20 protein-coding genes and 1 pseudogene are annotated in these 22,806 nt (G+C 68.9%); 10 read left to right on the top strand and 11 right to left on the bottom strand.

Features of this window, described 5'->3' with window-relative positions; translation table 11 throughout:
• Positions 1–78 precede the first annotated feature (78 nt).
• From JNB61_RS08120 to JNB61_RS08095, 6 genes are all read left to right on the top strand, one after another.
• A complete protein-coding gene (locus JNB61_RS08120; RefSeq protein ID WP_220289051.1) occupies positions 79–1,092 on the top strand; it encodes a LacI family DNA-binding transcriptional regulator in 1,014 nt (337 codons plus the stop codon).
• 131 nt (positions 1,093–1,223) lie between these two features.
• Positions 1,224–2,033 carry a class II aldolase/adducin family protein gene (locus JNB61_RS08115; RefSeq protein ID WP_220339290.1) on the top strand — a complete coding sequence of 270 codons (810 nt, stop codon included), beginning with the start codon at positions 1,224–1,226 and terminating at the stop codon, positions 2,031–2,033.
• Positions 2,030–3,160, top strand: coding sequence for a multiple monosaccharide ABC transporter substrate-binding protein (gene chvE, locus JNB61_RS08110; protein ID WP_220339289.1), 1,131 nt, complete (start codon positions 2,030–2,032; stop codon positions 3,158–3,160). Before JNB61_RS08115 ends, chvE begins: the two co-directional genes overlap by 4 nt.
• A 107-nt stretch (positions 3,161–3,267) precedes the next feature.
• Positions 3,268–4,794 carry a multiple monosaccharide ABC transporter ATP-binding protein gene (mmsA, locus tag JNB61_RS08105; protein ID WP_220289048.1) on the top strand — a complete coding sequence of 509 codons (1,527 nt, stop codon included), beginning with the start codon at positions 3,268–3,270 and terminating at the stop codon, positions 4,792–4,794.
• Positions 4,795–4,817: 23 nt separating this feature from the next.
• Positions 4,818–6,050 (top strand): multiple monosaccharide ABC transporter permease, encoded by a 1,233-nt coding sequence (gene mmsB / locus JNB61_RS08100; RefSeq protein WP_159847792.1) that lies wholly within the window; start codon positions 4,818–4,820, stop codon positions 6,048–6,050.
• A gap of 213 nt (positions 6,051–6,263) precedes the next feature.
• A complete protein-coding gene (locus JNB61_RS08095) occupies positions 6,264–7,316 on the top strand; it encodes a hypothetical protein (RefSeq protein WP_220289047.1) in 1,053 nt (350 codons plus the stop codon).
• 961 nt (positions 7,317–8,277) lie between these two features.
• Here JNB61_RS08095 and JNB61_RS08090 read toward each other — a convergent pair.
• The 6 genes and pseudogenes from JNB61_RS08090 to JNB61_RS08065 all read right to left on the bottom strand — a co-directional run.
• Positions 8,278–11,442, bottom strand: a pseudogene (locus JNB61_RS08090) (efflux RND transporter permease subunit); the annotation flags it as partial.
• Between the two features lie 91 nt (positions 11,443–11,533).
• The gene (gene crcB / locus JNB61_RS08085; protein ID WP_220289045.1) at positions 11,534–11,905 is read right to left on the bottom strand and encodes a fluoride efflux transporter CrcB; all 372 of its coding nucleotides are present in this window, start codon (positions 11,903–11,905) and stop codon (positions 11,534–11,536) included.
• Positions 11,902–12,315, bottom strand: a complete 414-nt coding sequence (locus JNB61_RS08080) for a fluoride efflux transporter FluC (protein ID WP_220289044.1) — start codon at positions 12,313–12,315, stop codon at positions 11,902–11,904. The genes crcB and JNB61_RS08080 overlap by 4 nt, the downstream gene beginning before the upstream one ends.
• Positions 12,316–12,324: 9 nt before the next feature.
• Positions 12,325–13,377: a DNA topoisomerase IB gene (locus JNB61_RS08075; RefSeq protein ID WP_220339287.1), complete on the bottom strand. Its 1,053-nt coding sequence runs from the start codon at positions 13,375–13,377 to the stop codon at positions 12,325–12,327.
• 72 nt (positions 13,378–13,449) lie between these two features.
• A complete protein-coding gene (locus JNB61_RS08070; protein ID WP_220339286.1) occupies positions 13,450–13,716 on the bottom strand; it encodes a DUF7218 family protein in 267 nt (88 codons plus the stop codon).
• 45 nt (positions 13,717–13,761) lie between these two features.
• Positions 13,762–14,646, bottom strand: coding sequence for an SDR family oxidoreductase (locus JNB61_RS08065; RefSeq protein WP_220339285.1), 885 nt, complete (start codon positions 14,644–14,646; stop codon positions 13,762–13,764).
• Between the two features lie 213 nt (positions 14,647–14,859).
• On the opposite strand from JNB61_RS08065, the gene JNB61_RS08060 reads away from it, so the two are divergent.
• On the top strand, positions 14,860–15,024 hold the full coding sequence (locus JNB61_RS08060; RefSeq protein ID WP_181911764.1) for a hypothetical protein: 165 nt from the start codon (positions 14,860–14,862) through the stop codon (positions 15,022–15,024).
• Positions 15,025–15,106: 82 nt separating this feature from the next.
• Here JNB61_RS08060 and JNB61_RS08055 read toward each other — a convergent pair whose 3' ends face one another.
• Positions 15,107–15,889 (bottom strand): MerR family transcriptional regulator, encoded by a 783-nt coding sequence (locus JNB61_RS08055; RefSeq protein WP_220339284.1) that lies wholly within the window; start codon positions 15,887–15,889, stop codon positions 15,107–15,109.
• 281 nt (positions 15,890–16,170) lie between these two features.
• Between JNB61_RS08055 and JNB61_RS08050 the strand changes: the two genes are divergently transcribed.
• Together JNB61_RS08050 and JNB61_RS08045 are read left to right on the top strand one after the other, a co-directional pair.
• The gene (locus tag JNB61_RS08050; protein ID WP_220339283.1) at positions 16,171–17,154 is read left to right on the top strand and encodes a DUF4097 family beta strand repeat-containing protein; all 984 of its coding nucleotides are present in this window, start codon (positions 16,171–16,173) and stop codon (positions 17,152–17,154) included.
• A 3-nt stretch (positions 17,155–17,157) separates the two neighbouring features.
• A complete protein-coding gene (locus JNB61_RS08045; protein ID WP_220289039.1) occupies positions 17,158–17,766 on the top strand; it encodes a PadR family transcriptional regulator in 609 nt (202 codons plus the stop codon).
• A 62-nt stretch (positions 17,767–17,828) separates the two neighbouring features.
• Here the strand turns inward: JNB61_RS08045 and JNB61_RS08040 are convergent, their stop codons facing one another.
• Positions 17,829–18,368, bottom strand: a complete 540-nt coding sequence (locus JNB61_RS08040) for a universal stress protein (RefSeq protein WP_220339282.1) — start codon at positions 18,366–18,368, stop codon at positions 17,829–17,831.
• 168 nt (positions 18,369–18,536) lie between these two features.
• Here JNB61_RS08040 and JNB61_RS08035 point away from each other — a divergent pair, with 168 nt between their 5' ends.
• A complete protein-coding gene (locus JNB61_RS08035; RefSeq protein ID WP_159847825.1) occupies positions 18,537–18,734 on the top strand; it encodes a DUF3073 domain-containing protein in 198 nt (65 codons plus the stop codon).
• Between the two features lie 87 nt (positions 18,735–18,821).
• Here JNB61_RS08035 and JNB61_RS08030 read toward each other — a convergent pair whose 3' ends face one another.
• From JNB61_RS08030 to purM, 3 genes are all read right to left on the bottom strand, one after another.
• Positions 18,822–20,060, bottom strand: coding sequence for an MFS transporter (locus JNB61_RS08030; protein WP_220339281.1), 1,239 nt, complete (start codon positions 20,058–20,060; stop codon positions 18,822–18,824).
• Between the two features lie 76 nt (positions 20,061–20,136).
• Positions 20,137–21,597 carry an amidophosphoribosyltransferase gene (gene purF / locus JNB61_RS08025; RefSeq protein ID WP_220289036.1) on the bottom strand — a complete coding sequence of 487 codons (1,461 nt, stop codon included), beginning with the start codon at positions 21,595–21,597 and terminating at the stop codon, positions 20,137–20,139.
• A 40-nt stretch (positions 21,598–21,637) separates the two neighbouring features.
• On the bottom strand, positions 21,638–22,789 hold the full coding sequence (purM, locus tag JNB61_RS08020) for a phosphoribosylformylglycinamidine cyclo-ligase (protein WP_374226631.1): 1,152 nt from the start codon (positions 22,787–22,789) through the stop codon (positions 21,638–21,640).
• Positions 22,790–22,806: the final 17 nt, after the last annotated feature.

Genomic DNA, 22,806 nt, shown 5'->3' with positions numbered 1-22,806 from the left:
CACATCCCCATTCTGGGCGCCTGACCTACTTTTGTGCCAGTCTGTTTGTGACCGTACACATACTTCGACGGAACTGAGATGAGCGACGACGCCAACGGCCGCCGGCCGAGCATCCGGGATGTCGCGCGCCTGGCCAACGTGTCGTACCAGACCGTGTCCCGCGTGCTCAACGATCATCCCAGTGTGCGCCCTGAGACGCGGGATCGCGTCAACCAGGTGATGGCCGAGCTCAACTACCGGCCGAACCAGGCGGCTCGGGCCCTGGTGACGAGCAGATCCCAGACGATCGGGATCCTCGCGGCGTCGAGTTCGATGTACGGGCCCGCGTCGAGCATCGCCGCGATCGAGGCAGCCGCCCGGCTGCGCGGCTACTGGGTGAGCACGGCGAACATCGACGCGTCCGACCCGGGTTCCATCCCGGAAGGTCTCGCGCACCTGCGAGCGCAGTCGATCGAAGGCCTGGTCGTCATCGCACCGCAGGTGCGGGTGGTCCGCGCCCTCGCTGCGCAGGCGCTCGACATCCCGTACGTCACGCTCCAGTCCACCGACCTGGACGTCGATCACATGCTCTCGGTGGACCAGGTCGCCGGTGCACGGATGGCGACGAAACACCTGATCAGCCTTGGACATCGTGGCATCTACCATCTCGCTGGGCCGCAGGACTGGATCGAGGCCGAGGCTCGGATGCGCGGATTCCTCGAGGAGCTGGGTGCCAGCGACGTACCGACGACGGCTCCGATCCTCGGAGACTGGACGGCGGACTTCGGCTACTACGCCGGCCGTGAGCTGCTGCGGGTGCGGGACTTCACGGCCGTCTTCTCGTCGAACGACCAGATGGCTCTGGGCTTCATCCATGCCGCCCGCGACGAGGGCCTGGACGTACCGAGGGACCTCAGCGTCATCGGGTTCGACGACATCCCCGAGGCGGCGCATTTCTGGCCGCCGCTGACCACGGTGCGGCAGGACTTCGCCGAGCTCGGCCGTCGCTGCGTCGAGCTGCTGCTCGGGCCCGCCGACGGGCTCGAGTCGCCGAGCCCGTCGACGATCGCACCCGAGCTGATCGTGCGCGGATCGACCGCGCCCGCCGCGTGACGATCCCGCCGTTACGAACCCGAGACAATTCCCGATTGACATTTCGATCGCGGTGATGGCTATAGTTCTTCGATGTGAACGGTCACACGCCGATCACACCGCGAGAGGTTCATTCCAACGAGGGAGACGACGTGACGCACGGCAGGGACGCCGAGCTCCGCGAGAGATACGTGAGCGGAGTGCGCACCGAGGTGGCGATCGCCCGCACGCGCTCTGATGTGGCCGCCGCCCACGCTGAGCTCGTCAGCGCCGGCGCCATCCACGCCGCCGGCGGCGCCGTCTCCGGTCGTATCCCCGGAGCCGACCTGTTCGTCGTCACTCCCGCGGGGATCCGCGTGCAGGACGTGGCCCCGGAAAACCTCGTCCTGTGCGACCTCGACGGGGCGGTGATCGCGGGGACGCCGGGCAGCAAGGGCCGGCCGCACGGCCAGGCCCGTCTGCACGGCCACGTGTACGCGTTCTCGTCGGCCATCGGCGGGATCGTCTCGAGTGCTGCTCCGTACACATCGGCCTGGGCAGCCCGAGGTGAGTCGATCCCGTGTGCCCTCGCGACGATCGCCGAGGAGTTCGGCGGCCCCGTGCCGCTCGTGCCCGAGGCGGGCTCGGACGAAGACGCCGGCAGGGCGCTGACCGACGCGCTACTCGGTGGACGGGCGCCGGTCGCGATCCTTCCCGCACGCGGCGCCATCGCCGTGGGCTCCAACGTCGACGATGCGGCGAGAGTCGCCTCGTTCACCGAAGAGGTCGCCCGGATCGTCCACCTCGCTCGTGACCACGGCGCCGTCCTCGCACTGCCGCAGGACCAGATCGAAAGGCTCTACGAGTCGCATCGCGCGCCGACGCCCGAACCCGCGGATCGGGGCGCTCCGGCCACTCACTCCCACACCTCCCGGTCCACAACTGAAGAACGCTCCAAGACGAAGACGTCAACGTCACGATGAAAGGAATCACAGTGAAAGCGAAGAAGTTTGTGTTCGCCGCGGTCGCGGCAGGCGCGCTCCTCCTGTCGGGCTGCGCGGGCGGCGGCGCCGCCGGCGACGGCGGCGGCGACAGCGGCCTGATCGGTGTCGCAATGCCCACCAAGAGCTCTGAGCGCTGGATCGCCGACGGCAACGCCGTCAAGGCGGCGCTCGAGGACGAGGGTTACAGCGTCGACCTGCAGTACGCAGAGGACGACATCCCCACGCAGGTCTCGCAGATCGAGAACATGATCACCAAGGGCGCCGAGGCGCTGATCGTCGCCTCGATCGACGGCACCACCCTCTCGGAGGTGCTCCAGACCGCCGCAGATGCCGACATCCCGGTCATCGCCTACGACCGCCTCATCAAGGGCACGGAGAACGTCGACTACTACGCGACGTTCGACAACTTCCTCGTCGGCCAGCAGCAGGCGTGGACCGTCCTCAACGGCCTCGGCCTGACCGACCTCGAGGGCAATCCGACCGACGGGGCGCCCGCGGGCCCGTTCAACATCGAGCTGTTCGCCGGCTCGCTCGACGACAACAACGCGTTCTTCTTCTTCGACGGTGCGATGGACGTCCTGCAGCCCTACATCGATGAAGGCACGCTCGTCGTGAAGTCGGGTCAGACCGACATCGAGCAGGTCGCCACGCTTCGCTGGGACGGCGAGACCGCGCAGAGCCGCATGGAGGACATCCTCACGGCGAACTACTCGGATGGCACCGAGGTGGACGCCGTCCTCTCGCCCTACGACGGCATCTCGCGCGGCATCATCTCGGCCCTCACCGATGCCGGCTACTCGGTCGGTGAGGACTGGCCGATCATCTCGGGTCAGGACGCCGAGGTCGACTCGGTCAAGGCGATCCTGTCGGGCGAGCAGTACGCCACGATCTTCAAGGACACCCGTGAGCTCGCCAAGGTCGCGGCCGGCATGGCCGTCGCCCTGCTCAACGACGAGGAGCCCGAGGTCAACGACACGGAGACCTACGACAACGACGTGAAGGTCGTCCCGTCGTACCTGCTCGCGCCGGTTCCGGTCATCAAGGACAACGTCGAAGAGGCGCTCGTCGACACCGGCTACTGGACCGAGGAGGACCTCGGCCTCTGAGCCGGGGCCACCGGTCCGCACCGAAACTCGGCGGCGGCGGGGAAACGCACCCCGCCGCCGCCGACACCACCACCCTCCCTGTCAGCCCTACGAGGAAGTCGGCGAACGTGACGAACACGATTCTCGAGATGCGTGGCATCACCAAGACATTCCCCGGCGTCAAGGCGCTCTCGAACGTCAACTTCGAGGTGCAGCGCGGCGAGATCCATGCGATCTGCGGCGAGAACGGCGCCGGCAAGTCCACACTCATGAAGGTGCTGTCGGGTGTGTACCCGCACGGCACGTACGACGGTCAGATCATCTACGCCGGCGAAGAGGTCGAGTTCAAGAACCTCAACGACAGCGAGGCGAAGGGCATCGTCATCATCCACCAGGAGCTCGCGCTGAGCCCCTACCTCTCGATCGCCGAGAACATCTTCCTCAACAACGAGCGCAAGACCGGTGGGCTGATCGACTGGAACAAGACGAACTTCGAGGCGGGTGAGCTGCTCAAACGAGTCGGCCTCCGCGACAATCCGACGACGACCATCAATCAGATCGGAGTCGGCAAGCAGCAGCTCGTCGAGATCGCCAAGGCGCTTTCGAAGGAGGTCAAGCTCCTCATCCTCGACGAGCCGACGGCCGCCCTCAACGACGAGGACTCCGACCACCTGCTCGAACTGATCCTGAGCCTGCGCGAACAGGGGATCACATCGATCATCATCAGCCACAAGCTGAACGAGATCAAGAAGGTCGCGGACACGGTGACCGTCATCCGCGACGGGAAGACCATCGAGACGATCGCGAAGCTCGACGTCACCGAGGACCGCATCATCAAAGACATGGTCGGTCGCGACCTCGAGCACCGCTACCCCGACCACGAGCCGCAGATCGGCGAGGAGCTGCTGCGGGTCGAGGAGTGGACGGCCCATCACCCGCAAGACCCGTCACGCGTGGTGGTGGACAACGTCTCGCTCACGGTCCGGGCCGGCGAGATCGTCGGCATCGCGGGGCTCATGGGCGCCGGCCGCACCGAGTTCGCGATGAGCCTCTTCGGCCACTCGTACGGCAGCCGCATCTCGGGCAAGGTCTTCATGCGCGGCAAGGAGATCAAGACCCGCACCGTCGCCGAGGCGATCGAGAACGGTCTCGCGTACGCGACCGAGGACCGCAAGACCTACGGCCTCAACCTCATCGAGGACATCAAGCGGAACATTTCGATGGCGTCGCTGGGCCAGCTCACCAAGGGCGGCCTCGTCGACGACAACGAAGAGTTCAAGATCGCCAACGACTTCCGCAAGAGCATGAACATCAAGGCGCCGAACGTGCTCGTCAAGACGGGCAAGCTGTCGGGCGGCAACCAGCAGAAGGTCGTGCTCTCGAAGTGGATCTACTCGAACCCCGACGTGCTGATCCTCGATGAGCCCACGCGCGGCATCGACGTCGGTGCGAAGTACGAGATCTACACGATCATCAACAAGCTGGCAGCATCCGGCAAGGGGATCATCGTGATCTCGTCGGAGCTCCCCGAGCTCCTCGGGATCTCGGACCGCGTGTACGCCCTCTCGGAGGGACGCATCACCGGCGAGCTGCCCATCGAAGAGGCGACGCCCGAGTCCGTCCTCAAGCTCATGACCATGGAGAAGCCGCGCTGAGCGGCCCAGCAGGAGACGCAGACATGTCAGACACCATGACCAACTCCGGCACCGCCGTCGGATCGAACATCAACCCGCCCGAGAACAAGTTCACGAGCTGGCTCAGCCACGTCCTCAGCGACCTCGGCAAGAACGGCATCTTCATCGCGCTCATCGCCGTGGTGGCGCTGTTCGCGATCCTCACCAACGGCATCATCCTGCGACCGCAGAACATCTCCAACCTGGTCGTCCAGAACGGGTACATCCTCGTCCTGGCGATCGGCATGGTGATGGTCATCATCGCGGGCCACATCGACCTGTCGGTGGGCTCGGTCGCCGCGTTCGTCGGCGCCTGCTCGGGTGTCTTCGCCGTGCAGTGGGGCCTGCCGTGGTGGCTTTCGGTGCTCCTGTCACTCGCGATCGGCGCGCTCGTCGGTGCGTGGCAGGGCTTCTGGGTCGCCTTCGCGGGCATCCCGGCGTTCATCGTCACGCTCGCGGGCATGCTCATCTTCCGCGGTCTCGCCCTCGTGGTGCTCGGCAACCAGAACATCGGCTCGTTCCCGACGGAGTACCGCGCGCTCGGAAACGGCTTCCTCACCAGCATCTTCGGCGAGAGCGACCCCGATGTCTTCACGCTCCTCATCGGCGCGGTCGCGATCGTCGCGCTCATCGTCCAGCAGGTGCGCACTCGCGCCGGCCGCCAGAAGTACGGCCAGGAGGTCGAGCCGCTCACCTGGTTCGTCATCAAGCTCGTGCTCGTCTCGGCGGTCATCGGCTGGTTCACGTGGGCGCTCGCGTCGTACAAGGGCATCCCGGTCACGCTGATCATCCTCGCGGTCCTGATCCTCGTGTACGGAGTGGTCATGAACCGCACTGTGTTCGGTCGCCACATCTACGCGATCGGCGGCAACCGCCACGCCGCCGAGCTCTCGGGCATCAAGACGCGCCGCGTCGACTTCTGGCTGTTCGTCAACATGGGCTTCCTCGCCGCGCTCGCCGGCCTCATCTTCACGGCCCGCCTGAACCTCGCCGGTCCCAAGGCGGGTGACGGGTTCGAGCTCGAGGCGATCTCGGCCGCGTTCATCGGCGGCGCCGCCGTCCAGGGCGGCGTCGGCACGATCGGCGGCGCCATCATCGGTGGTCTGATCATCGGCGTGCTGAACAACGGCATGTCGATCATGGGCATCGGCATCGAGTGGCAGCAGGCCGTGAAGGGTCTCGTGCTCCTCCTGGCGGTTGCGTTCGACGTCTACAACAAGCGCCGCTCCGGCGTCTGATCCACCACACTTCGGCCCGGTGCGTCTCACGGCGCACCGGGCCGAAGCGCGTGTCCGCACTTGCGGACCGAGACAGGACCCTGTTCCCGTCGCAATATCGGCAGCGGTACGATGACGCGCAGGCGCTCCGCTGGGGGCGAGCGCAAGTCGCGACAGCGGCAACCAGGCTCACAACGCGTCGCGGCGAGTCATTTTCTCTGCATGGGAGCAGTGATGACCGACACGACGAATGGGAAGATCGTCCCGCAGCAGCAAGCCCAGGATGAACAGCCCGACTTCATCACCGCGGCGCTGAAGACCCACCGCTATCTGCGGCTGTCGTTCGTCTTCGCCGTCGCAGCCCTCTTCATCGGGGTGATCATCGCCTCGGTGGCCGGCGGATCCGTGAAGGGGTCGATCAGCTACTACTACTGGACCCCGGCGCGCAATGTGTTCGTCGGCGTCCTCATCGCGGCATCCCTCGCGATGCTCGCGCTGAACGGCCGGGGAGGTGCGGCGAAGATCCCGCTGGGAAAGCGGACCCTCAGACTCCCCAGCCCGTCGACGCTTCTCGACTTCGCCGCGATCTTCGGACCGCTCATCGCTATCGTGCCCACCGACGTGAAGGCCACTGAACAGGGTCTGACCACGTTCACGTGCGAGGGCGAGGAGCAGAGCTGCCTGCCGAAGGCCGCCTTCCCCGAGGTGCAGAACGCGGTCCTCACCTACATCATCACCCTCGTGGTGATCGTCGTGGTGATGCTGATCGTCCAGCGCAAGGAGAAGCGGAAGCGGTTCGCACTCCTTGTCCCCGTGACCGCCGCGGTCACCGCCGTCGCCCTCTTCTTCTTCACCTTCGTGTCGAACGCCGCGTTCCCCTACTTCCGAATCGGCCCGTGGAGCTTCAGCATCCACTACATCGTCACGTTCCTGTTCTTTGCCGCCTTCGCCACCGTGGTCTGGATCCGCGGGATCCGCGACAACGACCCGGAGGACCGGACCCCGGCGAGTGAGACTCAGAAGCTCTGGTACAAGATCCTGGCGGTGGCGATGGCTGCCGACATCCTCTTCCTTGTCGGGCTGGCCGTTCTGGCGCAGTTCGGCATCGAAGACGCGATCCCCGGCTTCCCGGAGGTGTTGTTCGGCGAGGCGGTCGGGCTGACCCTCTTCGCCGTCTTCTGGGCCATGCAGACGCGACAGCGATGGAACGAGCGCATCACCGTTCTCCCGGAGCCTGGGACTGCTGCGGCAGCGCAACTGCGCCAAGATCTGGCGCCGGCGGCGTGACGACGTCCCCGGGTCGCCCGCGCGTCAGCCGGTCCGTCGGCGCATCCGGCGCGGGTGCCGACTCTCGATGGTGCTGCCGGCGCCGACAGACACGACGGTCGCGAGGACAGCGGTCATCGACGCGGTGACCCCCCTGCGGCCGCGCTATTCGCGCGGCGGCACGGGTTGGTCGCGGCGTCGATCGCGCTGCGACGCGTGAGATGCCTCAGTGACCGTCGTCCGCACGATTCTCGCCGGTCTCGGGCTTCTCGGCGCCGTCACCGTTCGCGTCCTCTGCCGGCTGCTCGGCGGACTCCTGCGCATCCTCGGACTCCGAGGGCTGCGCATCGACGTCGGTATCGGAGTCGTCCGCGACTGCGGCGTCCGGCTTGCCCTCGACGTCCGGCTCACCAGCCTGGTCGAGCTCCACGTCGGCCGCCGGCTCGGCGTCGCTCGCCGCCCCGGACTCCACGTGCTCCGCGTGATCGGTCGGCGCCGGCGTGGACTCCGGCTCCTCGGTCTCGCCCTCAGACCGGTGCGAGACGGCGGCGTCCGGGTCTCCCGGGGCGGGCGCCGCGTCCGACACCTCGGCGTCCGGCTCCGGACCAGCCTCGGGTTCGCTCGCCGCGGGCTCCGCAGCCGTCGCCTGCGCCGCAGGCTCCTCCGCCTCCACAGGCTCCCCCGCCTCCGCCGGCTCATCCGCCGACTGCATCACCACCTCGGCCCCGGCGGGCGCAGGGGTCGAGTCCGACACCTCGACGTCAGGCCCCTCCTCGATCACGGGGACCACGACCTCCGCGGTCTCGGCCGCAGCCGCCGCGCCTGCATCACGCTGCCGCCGCTGCCGGCGGGTCTCGAACGCCGCCGCACCAGCCGCGCCGGCAGCCCCGGCGCCGTCCGCGGCACCCGACCCGGCAAGCCCGCCCGAAGCCTCCGTCCCAGCCGCACTCAGGCCCGCACCGACGCCGGCGCCTACGAGAGCCCCCGCCGCCGCAGCATCCGTGCCGCCGTCAGGCCCATCGCCCTCAGGAGCCGGGCCGCCACCGCCATCGCCTTCGTCGCGGCGTCGGCGGCGCTCGGCGCGACGCTCCTTCGCACCCTCGACGAGGTTGTACAGCGTGGGCAGCACGAGCAGCGTCAGCACGGTCGACGATACGAGGCCGCCGATCACGACGATGGCGAGGGGCTGCGAGATGAAGCCGCCCTGGCCGGTGATCCCGAGAGCCATCGGCGTGAGCGCGAAGATCGTCGCGAGCGCCGTCATGAGGATCGGCCGGAGGCGTCGCGAGCCACCCGCCACGGTGGCGTCGTGCGCCGTCAGACCCCTCTCGCGGTACTGGTTCACGAGGTCGACGAGCACGATCGCGTTCGTCACCACGATTCCGATGAGCATCAGCACACCGATGAGGGAGGCGACGCCGAGCGGCACGCCCGTGATGATCTGCAGCAGGATCGCGCCGGTCGCCGCGAACGGCACCGAAACGAGCAGCAGCAGCGGCTGGCGCAGCGACTTGAAGGTCGCGACCATCACGATGTAGACGATCAGGATCGCGGCGAGGAGGGCCAGGCCGAGCTGCGAGAACGCGTCCTGCTGCTGCGTCACGACGCCGCCGAGCGTTGCGTCGGCCGACGACGGCAGGTCGGCGTCGGCGAGCGCCGTCGTGACCGAGGCCGTCGCGGTCTGCAGGTCGTCGGTCGACGGGGTCACCGTGACGGTCGACGTGCGCTGGCCGCCCTCGGTGGTGATCGAGGTCGGGCCCTCGCTCTCTTCGACCGTCGCGACCTCTTCGAGAGCGATCGGACCGGTGGCGCTGGGCACCTGCAGCTGACGCAGGTCGTCGAGCGACGCGGGCGTCTCGGACGCCGCCAGGTACACCGTCAGCGCCGTGTCGTCGATCTCGACCGTGCCGATCGACTGCGGCTGCATCGTGTTCGACACGAGCGCACCGACCGCGACCTCCGAGAGGCCGAGCTCCGCGGCCTTGTCGCGGTCAACCGTCACGGCGATGTACGGCAGCGAGGCCGACAGGTTGCTCGTCACCTGGCCCACGCCGTCGGCTCCTTCGACGGCCGAGATCACCGCATCCGTCGCATCCTGCAGGGTCGACGAGTCGGGAGCGGTGACATCGATCGCGATGTCGGTGGAGCCGAAGCCGCCGCCGCCGCCCGACGCGACGGCGATCTCGCCGGCGTCGTCGAGGTCGGCGACCGCAGCCTGCACCTCTTCCCGCAGTGCGACCTGGTCGACGTCCGGGTCGGTGGTGATCGAGTAGGTGATGCCGCTGCCGCCGCCTGAGAAGGCGTCGCGCAGGGCGGAGCCGCTCGAGCCGATCGACACCTGCACCGTCTCGATGCCGTCGATGCCGAGGAGCACCTCCTCGACCTGCTCCGCGGCGGCGCTCTCCGCCTCGAGCGAGGGCGCGGGGCCGATGTCCTGCGTCATCGTGAAGGTGTTCTGGCCCGAGTCGCCCAGGAAGTTGGTCTTCATGAACGGCGCGGCGGCGATCGTGCCGACGAGCACCAGCACGGCGAGGCCGAGGGTGATCCACGAGTGCCGGAGCGTCCAGCGGAGGATCGGCAGGTATGTCTTCTGCAGCCGGCTCGGCGGCGCGGCCGGGTCTTCCGGGTCGACCGCGACGCCTTCGGCGTCGAGGATCGGCTTGCCGGGCTTGAGGAACCAGTACGCGAGCACCGGCACGATGGTCAGCGCCACGAACAGCGACGCGGTCATGGCGATGGTCACCGTCATCGCGAACGGCCGGAACAGCTCTCCCGTGACGTCGCCGACGAACGCGATCGGCAGGAACACCGCGACGGTCACGATCGTCGACGCCGTGATGGCCGAGGCCACCTCTCGCACCGCACGGCGGATGGAGTCGCCCTTGTCGGCGTCGCCGACGTAGTGCCTCTTGATGTTCTCGATGACGACGATGGAGTCGTCGACCACGCGCCCGATCGCGATCGTGATCGCGCCGAGGGTCAGGATGTTGAGCGAATAGCCGAACGCCTGCAGGCCGATGAAGGTGATGAGGATGCTCGTCGGGATCGAGATCGCCGCCACGAGCGTCGAGCGCACCGACAGCAGGAACACGAAGATCACCAGCACCGCGAACACGAGGCCCAGCAGGCCCTCCTTCGCGAGGGTGTCGATCGACTCCTGGATGTACGGCGCCTGGTCGAACACGACCGTGAACTCGGCGCCGTCGAGCGAGTCCTCGAGGTCGGGAAGCACCGCGAGCACGCCGCGCGACACGTCGACCGTGTTGGCGGCGGGCAGCTTCGTGACAGCGATCGTGAGGGCGGGCTCGCCGTTCACGCGCGAGATCGTCGTGACGGGGTCGGCTTCTTCCGCCACGGCCGCCACGTCGGCGATGGTCTTCGGGCCCGCGACGAACTGATCGGCGGTGGAGGGCACGAGCGGCAGCGCCGCGATCTCGTCGACCGACGAGATCTTCGCGCCGGTCTGCACCGTGAGCGTCTCGTCGCCCTCGGTGATCTCCCCGCCGGGGAACAGCACGCCGTTCTGGTCGAGCGCGTCGCGGATCGCCTGCTGCGTGTAACCCGACGCCGCGAGCTCGGCCTGGTCGGGGGTGATCGTGACGCGCTGGCCCACGCCGCCGACGATCTGGGCGGCGTTGACGCCCGCGACATCCTCGAGGTCGGGGATGACGGATGCCTCGAGCTGAGCCTGGATCGTCGCCTCGTCGTCGTAGCCCGTCACGGCCAGCTGGATGACGGGGAAGTCGTCGATGCTCGCTGAGATCACGTTCGGCTCGACCTCGGCCGGAAGCTGGGACTTGATGCGGTTGATCGCCTGCGTCATCTTCTGCTCGGCGGTCGCGAGATCGGTGCCGTAGGTGAAGGACGCCTGCACGACCGACGCGTTGGTGGTGCTCGTCGCGCTCGTCGACTCGAGCCCGGGAACGCCCTGGATGGCGGTCTCGATCGGCACCGACACGTCGTTGCTCACGACCTCGGGCGACGCGCCCGGGTACGTCGAGACGACGATGAGCGCGGGGAACTCGATCGAGGGGATGAGCTCCTGCTTGAGATTCGTGAGGGCGAGGCCGCCGAAGATGGCGGCGACGATCGTGATGAGCGCGATGAGCGCGCGGTTCTTGAGACTCAGAACGGCGAGGTTCGACACACGGAGGCCTTCGCTGGTGTGGTGATGCAGGGGGAGGGCGGGAGCCCGGACGATACGAAGATGTATCGCGTTTCAGTATTTCATGCGGCTCTCATGAAACCGCTCCCCCGAGCAGCAGCCCAAGACCGGCCGCGACGGCGGCGAGCGCGAGCGTGCCGAAGAGGTTCAGCGCGGCGTGCCGCCAGCGCTTGCGCTGAGCGAGCAGCACGGTCTCGACCGACACCGTGCTGAACGTCGTGTAGCCGCCGAGCAGGCCCAGCCCGAGCACGAGCGACAGCTCGGGTGCGATGGCCGCGCCCAGCCCGGTGATCACGCCGAGTACGAACGAGCCCGAGACGTTCACCACGAGGATCCCGACCGGGAACCGCACGCCCGCGGCGGGCGTGAGCCACCGGTCGACGAGATACCGCAGCCCTGCTCCCACTCCGCCCGCGAGCGCGGCGAGCAGCAGCCACGGGCTCACTCGGCGTCCTCCGGGTATTCGATCTCGCCCGGCCGGTCGGCGATCCGGCGCCCGATGAACAATCCCACGACCGCGCCGCCGACACCCGCGATGACGGATGCTGCGGCCAGCCCCGCCGCGAGCCACGGCGTCGCGACCCAGAGCGCCGTGGCCACCGCGAAGGCGCTGTAGGTCGTGAAGCCGCCCATGATCCCCGTGCCGAGGAACGAGCGGAGGACCGGGCGGCGGTCGTCGAGCCAGCCCACGACGACTCCGAGGATCAGCGAGCCGACCACGTTGATCCCGAGCGTCACCCACGGCACAGCCGTCGGATCCGCCACCGGGTCGAGCACGAGCCCGCGGGCGAGCACGCCGATCGCGCCGCCGGCCACCGTGACCCCGAGGATCCGGGGATCGACGGGCTGCGGCATCCCTTCACGCTACTCCGCGAGCTCGACCTCCTCCGCGAGCTCGACCTCCTCCACGAGCTCGACCTCCTCCGCGAGCTCGGGCTCGCCGCCTCGCCGTGCGGGCTTCAGCAGCAGCGCCCGGATCGCGGACTCGCCTGTCTTGGAGAGGTCGAGGAGGTGCCCGTCGGCGTACCGGGCGAAGACCCGCGGGTCGATGTACGAGCCGCGCGCGACGGACGGCGTGTTGCCGAGCGCCTCGGCGGTCGCGCGCACGGCGAGCACCTCGGCGCGCTTGCGCTCGGTCTTGGTGTCGACGGTGCCGATGCGCGCGAGCGCCTCAGCGGCGAGGATCGTGCCGCGGAGCGTCCGGAAGTCCTTGGCGGTGAACCTGCCGCCCGTCAGCGACCGCACGTAGGCGTTCACCTCGGCCGGGGTCAGCGGCACCCGCCGGCTCCCGCGCTGCCACGCGAGCAGCGGCGACCGCGGGCGTCCCGTGGCGAGCAGCTCGATGGCGGCGGCGAGGTCGGCGTCGTCGAGCTCGAGCATCTGGTGCTTGCCGCTCTTCCCGGGAAACGCGAAGGTGACGATGGATGCCTCCACCGCAGCATCCCGTCGCTGCAGAGTCGTGAGCCCCCGGCTGCCGTGCGCAGCGAGGTAACGCTCGGAGCCGATGCGCGGCGCGGCCTCATCGAGGAGCCGGAAGGCGACGGCGAGCACGCGTTCGCGGTCGAGAACCTCGCGGCGGATCGATGTCGTCACCCGCGCGCGAGCCCGCGGCAGCGCCTCGGCGAGCGCCAGCGCCCGCGCGAACTTGCCGCGATCCCGGCCCGCGGTCCAGTCGGGGTGATAGATGTACTGCCTGCGGCCGGCGTCGTCCACACCGACCGCCTGGATGTGACCGTCGGGTCGCGTGCTGATCCACACGTCCTTCCACGCGGGCGGGATCACCAGCGCCTGGATGCGCGCGAGGTGGCGGGGTCCGGGCGGGCGGCCCTTGGCGTCGACGTACCGGAAGCCCGAGCCTGCGCGCAGCCGACGGAAGCCGGGGTCCTCGTAGGGACGGACGCGGACGAGCTTCGGCATCCGTTCACGCTACCGGGGTCGTGGGGTCGGCCGACGGGCTCGGGTTACCCGCCGGCCGAGTCTCCCCCGGTCTCAGTGGTTGCGGATCATCGAGATGAGCTCGGACTTCTTCTTGCCCGAGTAGCCCCTCAGTCCGAGCTCCTTCGCGCGCTTGCGCAGCTCCGGGACCGTCCGGTCCTCGTAATCCTTCGCGTTGCCACCACGCCTGCCGACCTTCTTGCGGCCCTGGCTCGCCGCGGCGTTCGAGATGCGCGCCGCCTTCTCCTTCGAGGCACCCTCCTTGCGGAGCTCCTCGTACATGTCGCGATCCTTCAGGTTCGATCCGCGTCCTGCGGGCATCGCTTCCTCCTTCCCTGATCGCTCCCGCCGTGGCGGGTGCGGGTGTCACAGGCCCTTGCCCCCGGTGACCGGCAGGATCGCCCCCGAGGTGTACGACGCCTCGTCGCTCGCGAGGTAGACGTACGCGCCGGCGAGTTCGGCGGGCTGCCCTGCGCGACCGAGCGGCGTGTCCTGTCCGAACGACTCGAGGCGCTCTGCATCCCAGCCGGTGGCGGGGATGAGCGGGGTCCAGATCGGGCCGGGGGCGACACCGTTCACACGGATCCCCTTCTCGCCGAGCTCCTGCGCGAGCGCCTTGACGAAGGCGACCTGCGCCGCCTTCGTCATGGCGTAGTCGATGAGCCCGGGCGATGGGTTGAAGGCCTGGATCGAGGTGGTCACGATGATCGACGCTCCGGGCTCCAGGTGGGGGATCGCGGCGCGGGCGGTGAAGATCTGCGCGAAGAGGTTGGTGCGGAACACCCGCTCCATCTCGGCGGTCTCGAGCTTGTCCAGACCCTCGCGGTCCTTCTGATACGCCGCGTTGAGCACGAGAAGATCGAGCCCGCCGAACTCGGCTACGGCGCGCTCGACGATCTCGGCGCAAAACTCCTCCTCGCGCAGGTCGCCTTCCAAAGACAGTGCGCGCGCACCTGCCTCGGTGATCCAGCGCGCGGTCTCGTCCGCGTCCTTCTGCTCCTCGGGCATGTAGGTCAGTGCCACATCCGCACCCTCGCGCGCGAACGCGATCGCCACGGCCCGGCCGATGCCGGAGTCACCGCCCGTGATCAGGGCCCGCCGACCGTCGAGGCGCCCGGAGCCCCGGTACGACTGTTCGCCGTGGTCCGGTTCGGGACGCGTCTCGTCGGTGACGCCCGGCTGCTCCTGCTGCTGCGCAGGGAAGCCCTCTTCGTGGTGAGCGGTCGTCGGATCGGTCGCGGATGTGCTCATACCGGGAAGCTACGGATGCGGCGCGGAACGCTCACGGGGGTTGACAGCACCCGTCGGATCGCCCTAGCGCAACGCCGGTCGGCCCGGCGTATCACCGCAAAACCGGCGTCGTCAACCCCCTACGGACGCCGAAGGCCCGGTGCCACTGTCGAGGTGTGCCCACGAGGCACGCGATGCATCACATGCATCGACGACGAAGAAGGAGAAGCTCCTATGAACCTCGCCCTGATCATCATCATCGTCGTCGCGATCATCCTTGCGATCGTCGGCGGCCTCAATTCGGCGCTGAGCTGGCTGCTGTGGGTGGCCATCATCGTCGGTGTCATCGCCCTGATCGCCTTCCTGTTCCGGGTCATCAGCGGCGGACGAGGCACCTGACCCCTGCACCCATCTGACGCACGGATGCCGCGGCCACCGGTGGCCGCGGCATCCGTCCGTCTGGTGTGCTTCAGGTTCCGATCTACAGGTTCGTCTCCGCGTACACGCGGAGCGCGTCACGCACGAACTCGGGGCCGTGCGTGCCGCCCTGGCTCGTCGCATAGTTCGCGCCGAACCGCGGGTCGGCGACGTACATCTCGCCGAGGCCGATCACGTAGCCCCTCACGTCGCCGCCGGGCGCCGCCGCAGGGGTGCCGGGGATGCCGGCCAGCCACTCGACATGCCGCTTCGCGACCGCCTGGGCCTGTTCGCTGTCGGGAGCGATCCCGGATTCCGCCGCTGCGATCCAGTCACGGCCGAGGTCCGAGGCGCGCTGCTGCCACGCGGACTTCTCGTCGGCGCTCATCGAGCGCCACCAGCGGTCGCTGTCGGCGTACGCCTTCTTACCCCAGCGCTGCTCGACCTCGTCCTTGTACTGCGTGTGATCGAAGCCGTCGAACATGTTCTCTGCCATCAGTCGTTCACCTCCTCTCACTGCACTGATCGTGTTCTCGACCGACGCGATCTGCCGCGCCAGCCGATCCTGTTCCTGCCGGAGCCACGCGAGGTGCGCCTCGAGGGCGGGCACCTCTCCGGTCTCGCGCTCGATCACCGCCGCGATCTGCGGCAGTCCGAGCCCCAGTTCGCGCAGCAGCAGGATGCGCTGCAGCCGTACGAGTGCGGCACGGCCGTAGTACCGGTAGCCGTTGCGGCCGATGCTCGACGGCGGGAGCAGACCGATGTCGTCGTAGTGGCGCAGCGTCCGGCTCGTCGTGCCGGCGAGCTTCGCGATCTGCTGGATCGACCACTCCCGCTCGTCATCCATGACGACCTCCTTCCGTTCTCTTCGTCGTCGCTGACCACGCTAAAGGTTGACGCTGCGTCAAGGTCAAGCCGCAGCATCCGTCCCCTTCTGGGTTTTGGGGCGCATCGCACGCTGTTGGGGCGCGCGACGGGCGCCCAAACGGTCGCCGTGCGCCCCAAACCCGGAAGAACCTGAACATCGACGACCACGCTGTTGACACAGACGCGATATATCGTGTTACTCTCGTATCACGCGATATATCGCGATACGGATCACCCCTAGAGACCGCAGGAGAAGCAGTCATGACCCTGGAGAAGTGGATCATCCACCCGGGCGAGACGCGCGTCATCGACATCGAGACCGCGCGCACGCTCAAGATCGGCCTCGTCGGCGGGCAGGTCGACGTCATCGCCCACGACGAGCCCGGCATCCGCATCGAGGTGCACGAGGTCACCGTCAAGGACCTCCGCATCGAGGTCGCCGACGACCACGTCGAGATCGACCACCCGCAGCTTCGCTGGGACAACTTCCTCGAGGTGTTCCGCAACTTCGGCGCCTCGGGCCCCAAGGCCGAGATCAGCGTCGCAGTCCCGCGCGACGTGGCCCTGACCCTCGGCGTCGTCAGCGCGAGCGCCCTCGTGTCGGGCCTGCGGGCCGGCGCTTCGCTCAACACCGTGTCGGGCGACATCATCGTCGACGGTCTCGCCGGCGACCTCTCGGTCAACGCCGTCTCCGGCGACGTGCAGGTGCGCGAACTCGTCGGAGCCCTCAACGCCAACAGCGTCTCGGGCGACGTGGCCGCCACCGGAACGCTCCGCAAGGCCACCATCGACACCGTCTCGGGATCCGTGCTCGTGGACTCGACCGGCGACATCCTGTCGGTCGGCCTCAACACCGTCAGCGGCACCTCGACGGTGCGCCTCGACGAGGGCCACCCGGCCAACTATGTCATCCGCAGCGTCAGCGGCAAGGTCCAGATCGACGGCGTCGTGCGCTCCGGCAACGGCACCGGCCGCACCACCAACTACGCCGGCTCGGTCGGCGAGCTCAGCGGCAGCTTCGCCGACGTGCGCGCCCACAGCGTCTCGGGCGACATCACCGTGCTGCGCCGCGCGGCCACTCCGGTGACGGATGCTGCGCCCCCGCCGTCCGTCGACGCCCCGGCGTCGGGTCCGGCGTCGGCTCCGGCCGAGGCGTCGGCCCAGCCGGCGTCAGCCCCGGCTGCCGGCGTCGACGAAGCGGCCGCCGGTGAAGCGACGGCCGGCTTCGACCGAGAAGGGCTGTGAACCATGGCCCCCGTTTTCTCGCACGGCGACCTGCGCCTGTACCTGCTGAACCTGCTCGATGAAGGGCCCCGCCACGGGTACGACATCATGCAGGCCCTGTCGGACCGCACCGGGGGCACCTACACCCCGAGCGCCGGCACCATCTACCCGCGGCTGGCGAAGCTCGAAGAGGAGGGCCTCGTGACCAAGACCGTCGACGGACGCAAGACCGTGTACGCGATCACCGAGGCCGGCCACGCCGAGGTGCAGTCGCGCGCGGGTGAGCTCGAGGGCATCGAGGCGGGCCTCGCGGACTCCGTGCGGCTCATCGCCGACGAGGTGCGCGGGAGCGTCCGCGAGGCGATGAAGAGCCTCCGCGCGGACCTCGCCGCCGCGTCGCGCGACGAACGCGAGTCCACGCCGCAGCCCTCGCGCGAGGACGACCCCCGCGTGCGCAGCCGCGAGCAGGTGCAGCGCGTCGACGCCCTCGTGAACGAGTTCCGCGCGAACGTGCGCGGCGACGTCCGCGTCCACGTCGCCCGCGGCGGCGAGCTCGCCGCGGCCGTCGTCGACCAGCTCGCGAGCGAGCTCGACCGGGTGGCGCGCGACGTGACACGCGCGCTGCGCGGCTGAGCTGCAGCATCCGTCCGTCGAACGCCCTGGGTCTCGTCAGAGACCCAGGGCGTTCGCCTCGGTCAGGCGGGCCAGATCTCCTCGTCGTCGGGAACCGGCTCGCCGAGCGGCACGATCAGGATCGGTCGGTGCTGCCGGTGTGCGAGGCGGGCCCCCACCGAGCCGGTGAAGAACTCGCGCACCGACTCCCCGAAGCCGCGCTTGCGGGTGCCGACGACGAGGAGGCGAGCGTCGATCTGGTCGGCGAAGTGCTTGATGGCCATCGCGGGGTCGCCGACGAGCTGGCGCACGGTCCATTCCGGTCCGGAATCGCCGAGGACGGATGCTGCGGCGTCCTGCACCTTCGCGAGCTCCCCTTCGCCGGCGGCGATGTTGATGTCGATGGGTGCGGAGTGGACGTACCCGTCCGGGTCCTCGTAGGTGACGAAGCGCGTGACGTCGACGTGCACGACCACGAGCGGTGCCTGGAACAGCTGCGCGTAGCGCGCGGCCTCCTTCAGGACCCGCGGCGACTGGTCGGGGATGACGCCCGCGATCACCGCCCCGTGCAGGCTCTCATCGGTCGCCGCATCGCCTTCCGGCTCGGATGCCTCGTCGGTCATATGTCCGCACTCCTCCTCCACCGCTGGCGTCGGAGCCGCCGGGGTACGGGGGCTCCGTGTTATCCTGAATGCTACTCTTACCGGTTCGAAGCCGGATTCGTGAATGCCCGGGTTTGCGAGGCTGAGAGCCTGCAGAATAGCCCGCGATCCTAAATGAGGGGGTCTCGCATGGGGCGTGGCCGTCAGAAGGCGAAGCACACCAAGATTGCTCGCGAGCTGAAGTACGACACCTACAACGTGAACTACTCCGCGCTCGAGCGCGAGCTCGGCCACCACAGCGAGGACGAGTACGTCGACAAGTGGGCCGACCAGTACAGCGACGAAGACGAGGACGAGACCTCGCCGCTCTCTTCATCGCAGGCGTGACACCTCGCGTGTCGGCCGCCGTCTCGGTGGCCTGACCGGTGTTCGCCGACCCTCGATGACCCGGATGCCCCATCGGGCGCGGCGGCGTCACCAGGTGCCGTGGCGCCGCTCCCAGTCGTCTTCAACGGTGTGAGGGCGGGCGGCCACGACGCCCGCGGGGATCGCTGCCGCGACGACGATCGCCAGCACGATGAGCGGACCCGTCCACGAGTCCGTCGCCTCGTGCAGGAGGCCGATGCCGAACGGGAAAAGCGCCGCGATCGCGTAGCCGCCGCTCTGGGCGAACCCGCTCAGAGCGACCGAGCCCTCGTGCGTCCGCGTACGCAGGCCGAGCAGCACGAGGATCATCGGGAACAGCAGGGGCGCGAGCCCGAGCAGCACCACCCACAGCCACGGCGCCGCCGTCGGCGCGAAGAGGAAGCCCGCGATGCCGGCGAACCCGCACGCGACCGCGACGCCGAACAGCAGTCGCGTGGCGTTCCAGCGGGTGACCAGCAGTGGCACCACGAGGGATGTCGGCAGGCCCATGAATCCGAAGAGCGACAGCAGCGCGCCGGCCGTGGCCGGCGTGACGCCCGAGATGTCGACGAGCAGCTTGGGCATCCACGCGAACGACGTGTAGGCGATCGTGCTCGACACCGCGAACGAGACGAGCAGCGCCCACGCGAGCGGAACCCGCCACATGCGGCCCAGCGCCTGGGGCGTCGGCTCGTCGAAGCCGTCGTCCTCCTCCTCGGCCTGGGCGGCACGGTGGCGCATCGCGAGGCCGATCCACGGGATCATCGCCACCAGGGCGAAGACGGCCCACAAGCCGAGCGAAACGTGCCAGTCCGCAGCATCCGCCATCGGAACCGCGATGAGGGGCGGCACGAAGGTCGACACGGCCATCGTGGTGGAGAAGATCGTTGTCATCAGCCCGATGCGATCGGGGAAGTAGCGCTTCACCAGCGGCGGCAGAAGGATGTTGCCGGTGCCGACGGCGGCGAACACCAGCGCGGTGCCGGCCAGCAGCAATCCCCAGCTCGGCGCGAAGCTGCGCGCGACGAGCCCGAGCGTCACCACGGCCATCGCCGCGACGGCGAGGCGCTCGAGTCCGAATCGGCGCTCGAGCGCCGGCGTCAGCAGTCCGAAGATCGCGAAGCACACGGGCGGCGCCGTGCCGATGAGCCCGATCACCGGCGGCGGGACCGCGAAGTCCGCCGCGATGTGGTCGTAAAGGGGCGACAGCGAGGCGACGGCCGAGCGCAGCGAGAACGCGAACAGCACGATGCCGACGAGCGCGAGGGTCCTCCCCTGCCAGAGCGGGCGGGCAGGAGACGGCTTCACCTATCCACCCTACGGGCGCGAACGGATGCCTCGGCTCGCGGCGCCGCGCCCGTGCGCATGCCGAAGCAGGCGGGGCTCAGGACTCCTGCGAGCCCTCGACCCAGGCCAGGTACTCGTCGGTGACGGTGCCGGTGATGTAGCGGCCGTCGAAGCAGCTCATGTCGAGGTCCTCGACGTCGGAGCCCTCGAGGATGGCCGCCTTGAGGTCTTCGACCTCCTGGTAGACGACGAAGTCGGCGCCGAGCTCATCGGCGATCTCGGGGATCGTGCGGCCGTGGGCCACCAGCTCGTGCCGCGAGGGCATGTTGATGCCGTACACGTGCGGGAAGCGCACGGGCGGCGCGGCCGAGGCGAACGTGACGCTCTTGGCACCGGCATCCCGCGCCATCTGGATGATCTCCTTCGACGTCGTGCCGCGCACGATCGAGTCGTCGATGAGGAGCACGTTCTTGCCCTTGAACTCGGTCGACATCGCGTTGAGCTTCTGGCGCACGCTCTTCTTGCGGACCGCCTGGCCGGGCATGATGAACGTCCGGCCGACGTAGCGGTTCTTGTAGAAGCCCTCGCGGTACTCGACGCCGAGTTTGCGTGCGACCTGCATGGCGGCCGGGCGCGACGAGTCGGGGATCGGCATGACGACGTCGATCGCCTCGCGCGGCGTGTACTTCGCGATGGTGTCGGCGAGCCGGTCGCCCATGCGCAGCCGCGCCTCGTACACCGAGATGCCGTTCATCACCGAGTCGGGGCGGGCGAGGTACACGTACTCGAACGAGCACGGCACGAGCTGCGGATCGGTCGCGCACTGCTGCGTGTGCAGGTTGCCCTCGAGGTCGATGAAGACGGCCTCGCCCGGGTCGACGTCGCGCACGACCTCGAACTCGCCGTTCTCGAGCACCAGCGACTCGCTCGTGACGACCCACTCGTAGTGGCCGTCGTCGTGCTTGCGCGTGCCGAGGATGAGGGGACGGATGCCGAACGGGTCGCGGAATGCGAGCAGCCCGTAGCCCGCGATCAGCGCGATGGCCGCGTACGAGCCCTCGACGCGCTCGTGCACGCGGCTCACGGCCTGGAACACCTGTGCCGGGTCGAGCTCGAGACCCGAGATGGAGGACTGCAGCTCGTTCGCGAGGACGTTGACGAGCAGCTCCGTGTCGGACGACGTGTTGAGGTGGCGGCGGTCCTTGTGGAAGAGCTCCTCGGTGAGCTCGCGCGTGTTGGTGAGGTTGCCGTTGTGCACCAGCACGATGCCGTACGGGGCGTTCACGTAGAAGGGCTGCGCCTCTTCCTCGTTCGAGGCCGTGCCCTTGGTCGCGTAGCGCACGTGGCCGAGGCCGATCTCGCCGAGGAGCGCGCGCATGTCACGCGTGCGGAACGACTCGCGCACCTGCCCCTTGACCTTGTGCATGTGCACGACGCCGTTGCGCTCGGCCGTCGAGATGCCGGTGGAGTCCTGACCTCGATGCTGGAGGAGGAGGAGGGAGTCGTAGATCTCCTGGTTGACGGACCCGCGGCCCACCATTCCGACGATTCCGCACATGGGTGTTGCCTGCTCCTGCTGTGAGTTCTTCTGGCGTGGCTCAGCGAGCCGTGTGGTCTGCGTACGCGCCGACGAGGCGCACCGCGCCGCCGTCGACGCCCTTGGCGCCCTGCTCCCAGTGGCCGTCGGCGGGGCGGTCGCCGGTGTGCACGACACCCACCTGCCACGTCGCGATGCCTTCACGGGAGAGAGCGGATGCTGCGGCCTCGGCCTTGTCGGCCGACACGACCGCGAGGAACCCGACGCCGAGGTTCCAGGTGCCCTCGGTGGCCTCGAGCTCGAGGCCTCCGAGGTCGGCCAGGACCCGGAACACCGCGGACGGCGACCACGTCGAGCGGTCGACCTCGACCCACGTGCCGCGGGGGAGCACGCGCGCGAGGTTGGCGGCGATGCCGCCGCCGGTGACGTGGCTGAGCGAGTGCACCGCGTCGCCGGTCTCGGTGATGAGGCGCAGCAGCGGCAGCGTGTAGAGGCGCGTCGGCTCGAGCAGGGCCTCGCCCCACGTCGTGCCGAAGTCGGCGGCGTTGTCGCCGTAGTGGATGCCGGAGCCGGCCACGATGTGACGCACCAGCGAGTACCCGTTGGAGTGCAGGCCCGAGCTCGCGAGCGCCAGGACGACGTCGCCCTCGCGCACCCGCTCGGCGCCCAGCACGCGGTCGGCCTCGACGACACCGGTCGCCGCACCGGCGACGTCGTAGTCGCTGACGCCCAAAAGGCCGGGGTGCTCGGCGGTCTCGCCGCCGACGAGTGCGGTGCCGGTGGCCGAGCAGCCGTCGGCGATGCCGCGCACGATGTCGGCGATGCGCTCGGGGAACACCTTGCCGCACGCGATGTAGTCGGTCATGAACAGCGGCTTCGCGCCGACCACGACGATGTCGTCGACGACCATGCCGACGAGGTCCTGACCGATCGTGTCGTGCTTGTCGATGGCCTGCGCGATGGCGACCTTCGTGCCGACGCCGTCGGTGCTGGTCGCCAGCAGCGGCTTGTCGTAGGCCTTGAACGCCGTCGCGTCGAAGAGCCCGGCGAAGCCGCCGACGCCCCCGAGCACCTCGGGGCCGTGGGTGCGCCGCACCGCCGACTTCATCAGCTCGACGGCGAGGTCGCCTGCGGCGGTGTCGACGCCGGCAGCCTGGTACGGGTTCACGGGCTGTTCGGGGCGGGAGGGGGCATCGCGTTCGGATGAGGCCACGGCTACCAGCCTACCGG

Source organism: Microbacterium ureisolvens, from assembly GCF_019511645.1.
Lineage (GTDB): Bacteria > Actinomycetota > Actinomycetes > Actinomycetales > Microbacteriaceae > Microbacterium > Microbacterium ureisolvens_A.
Note: the sequence above shows the minus strand (reverse complement) of the source record. Positions and strands in the feature narration are given on the sequence as shown.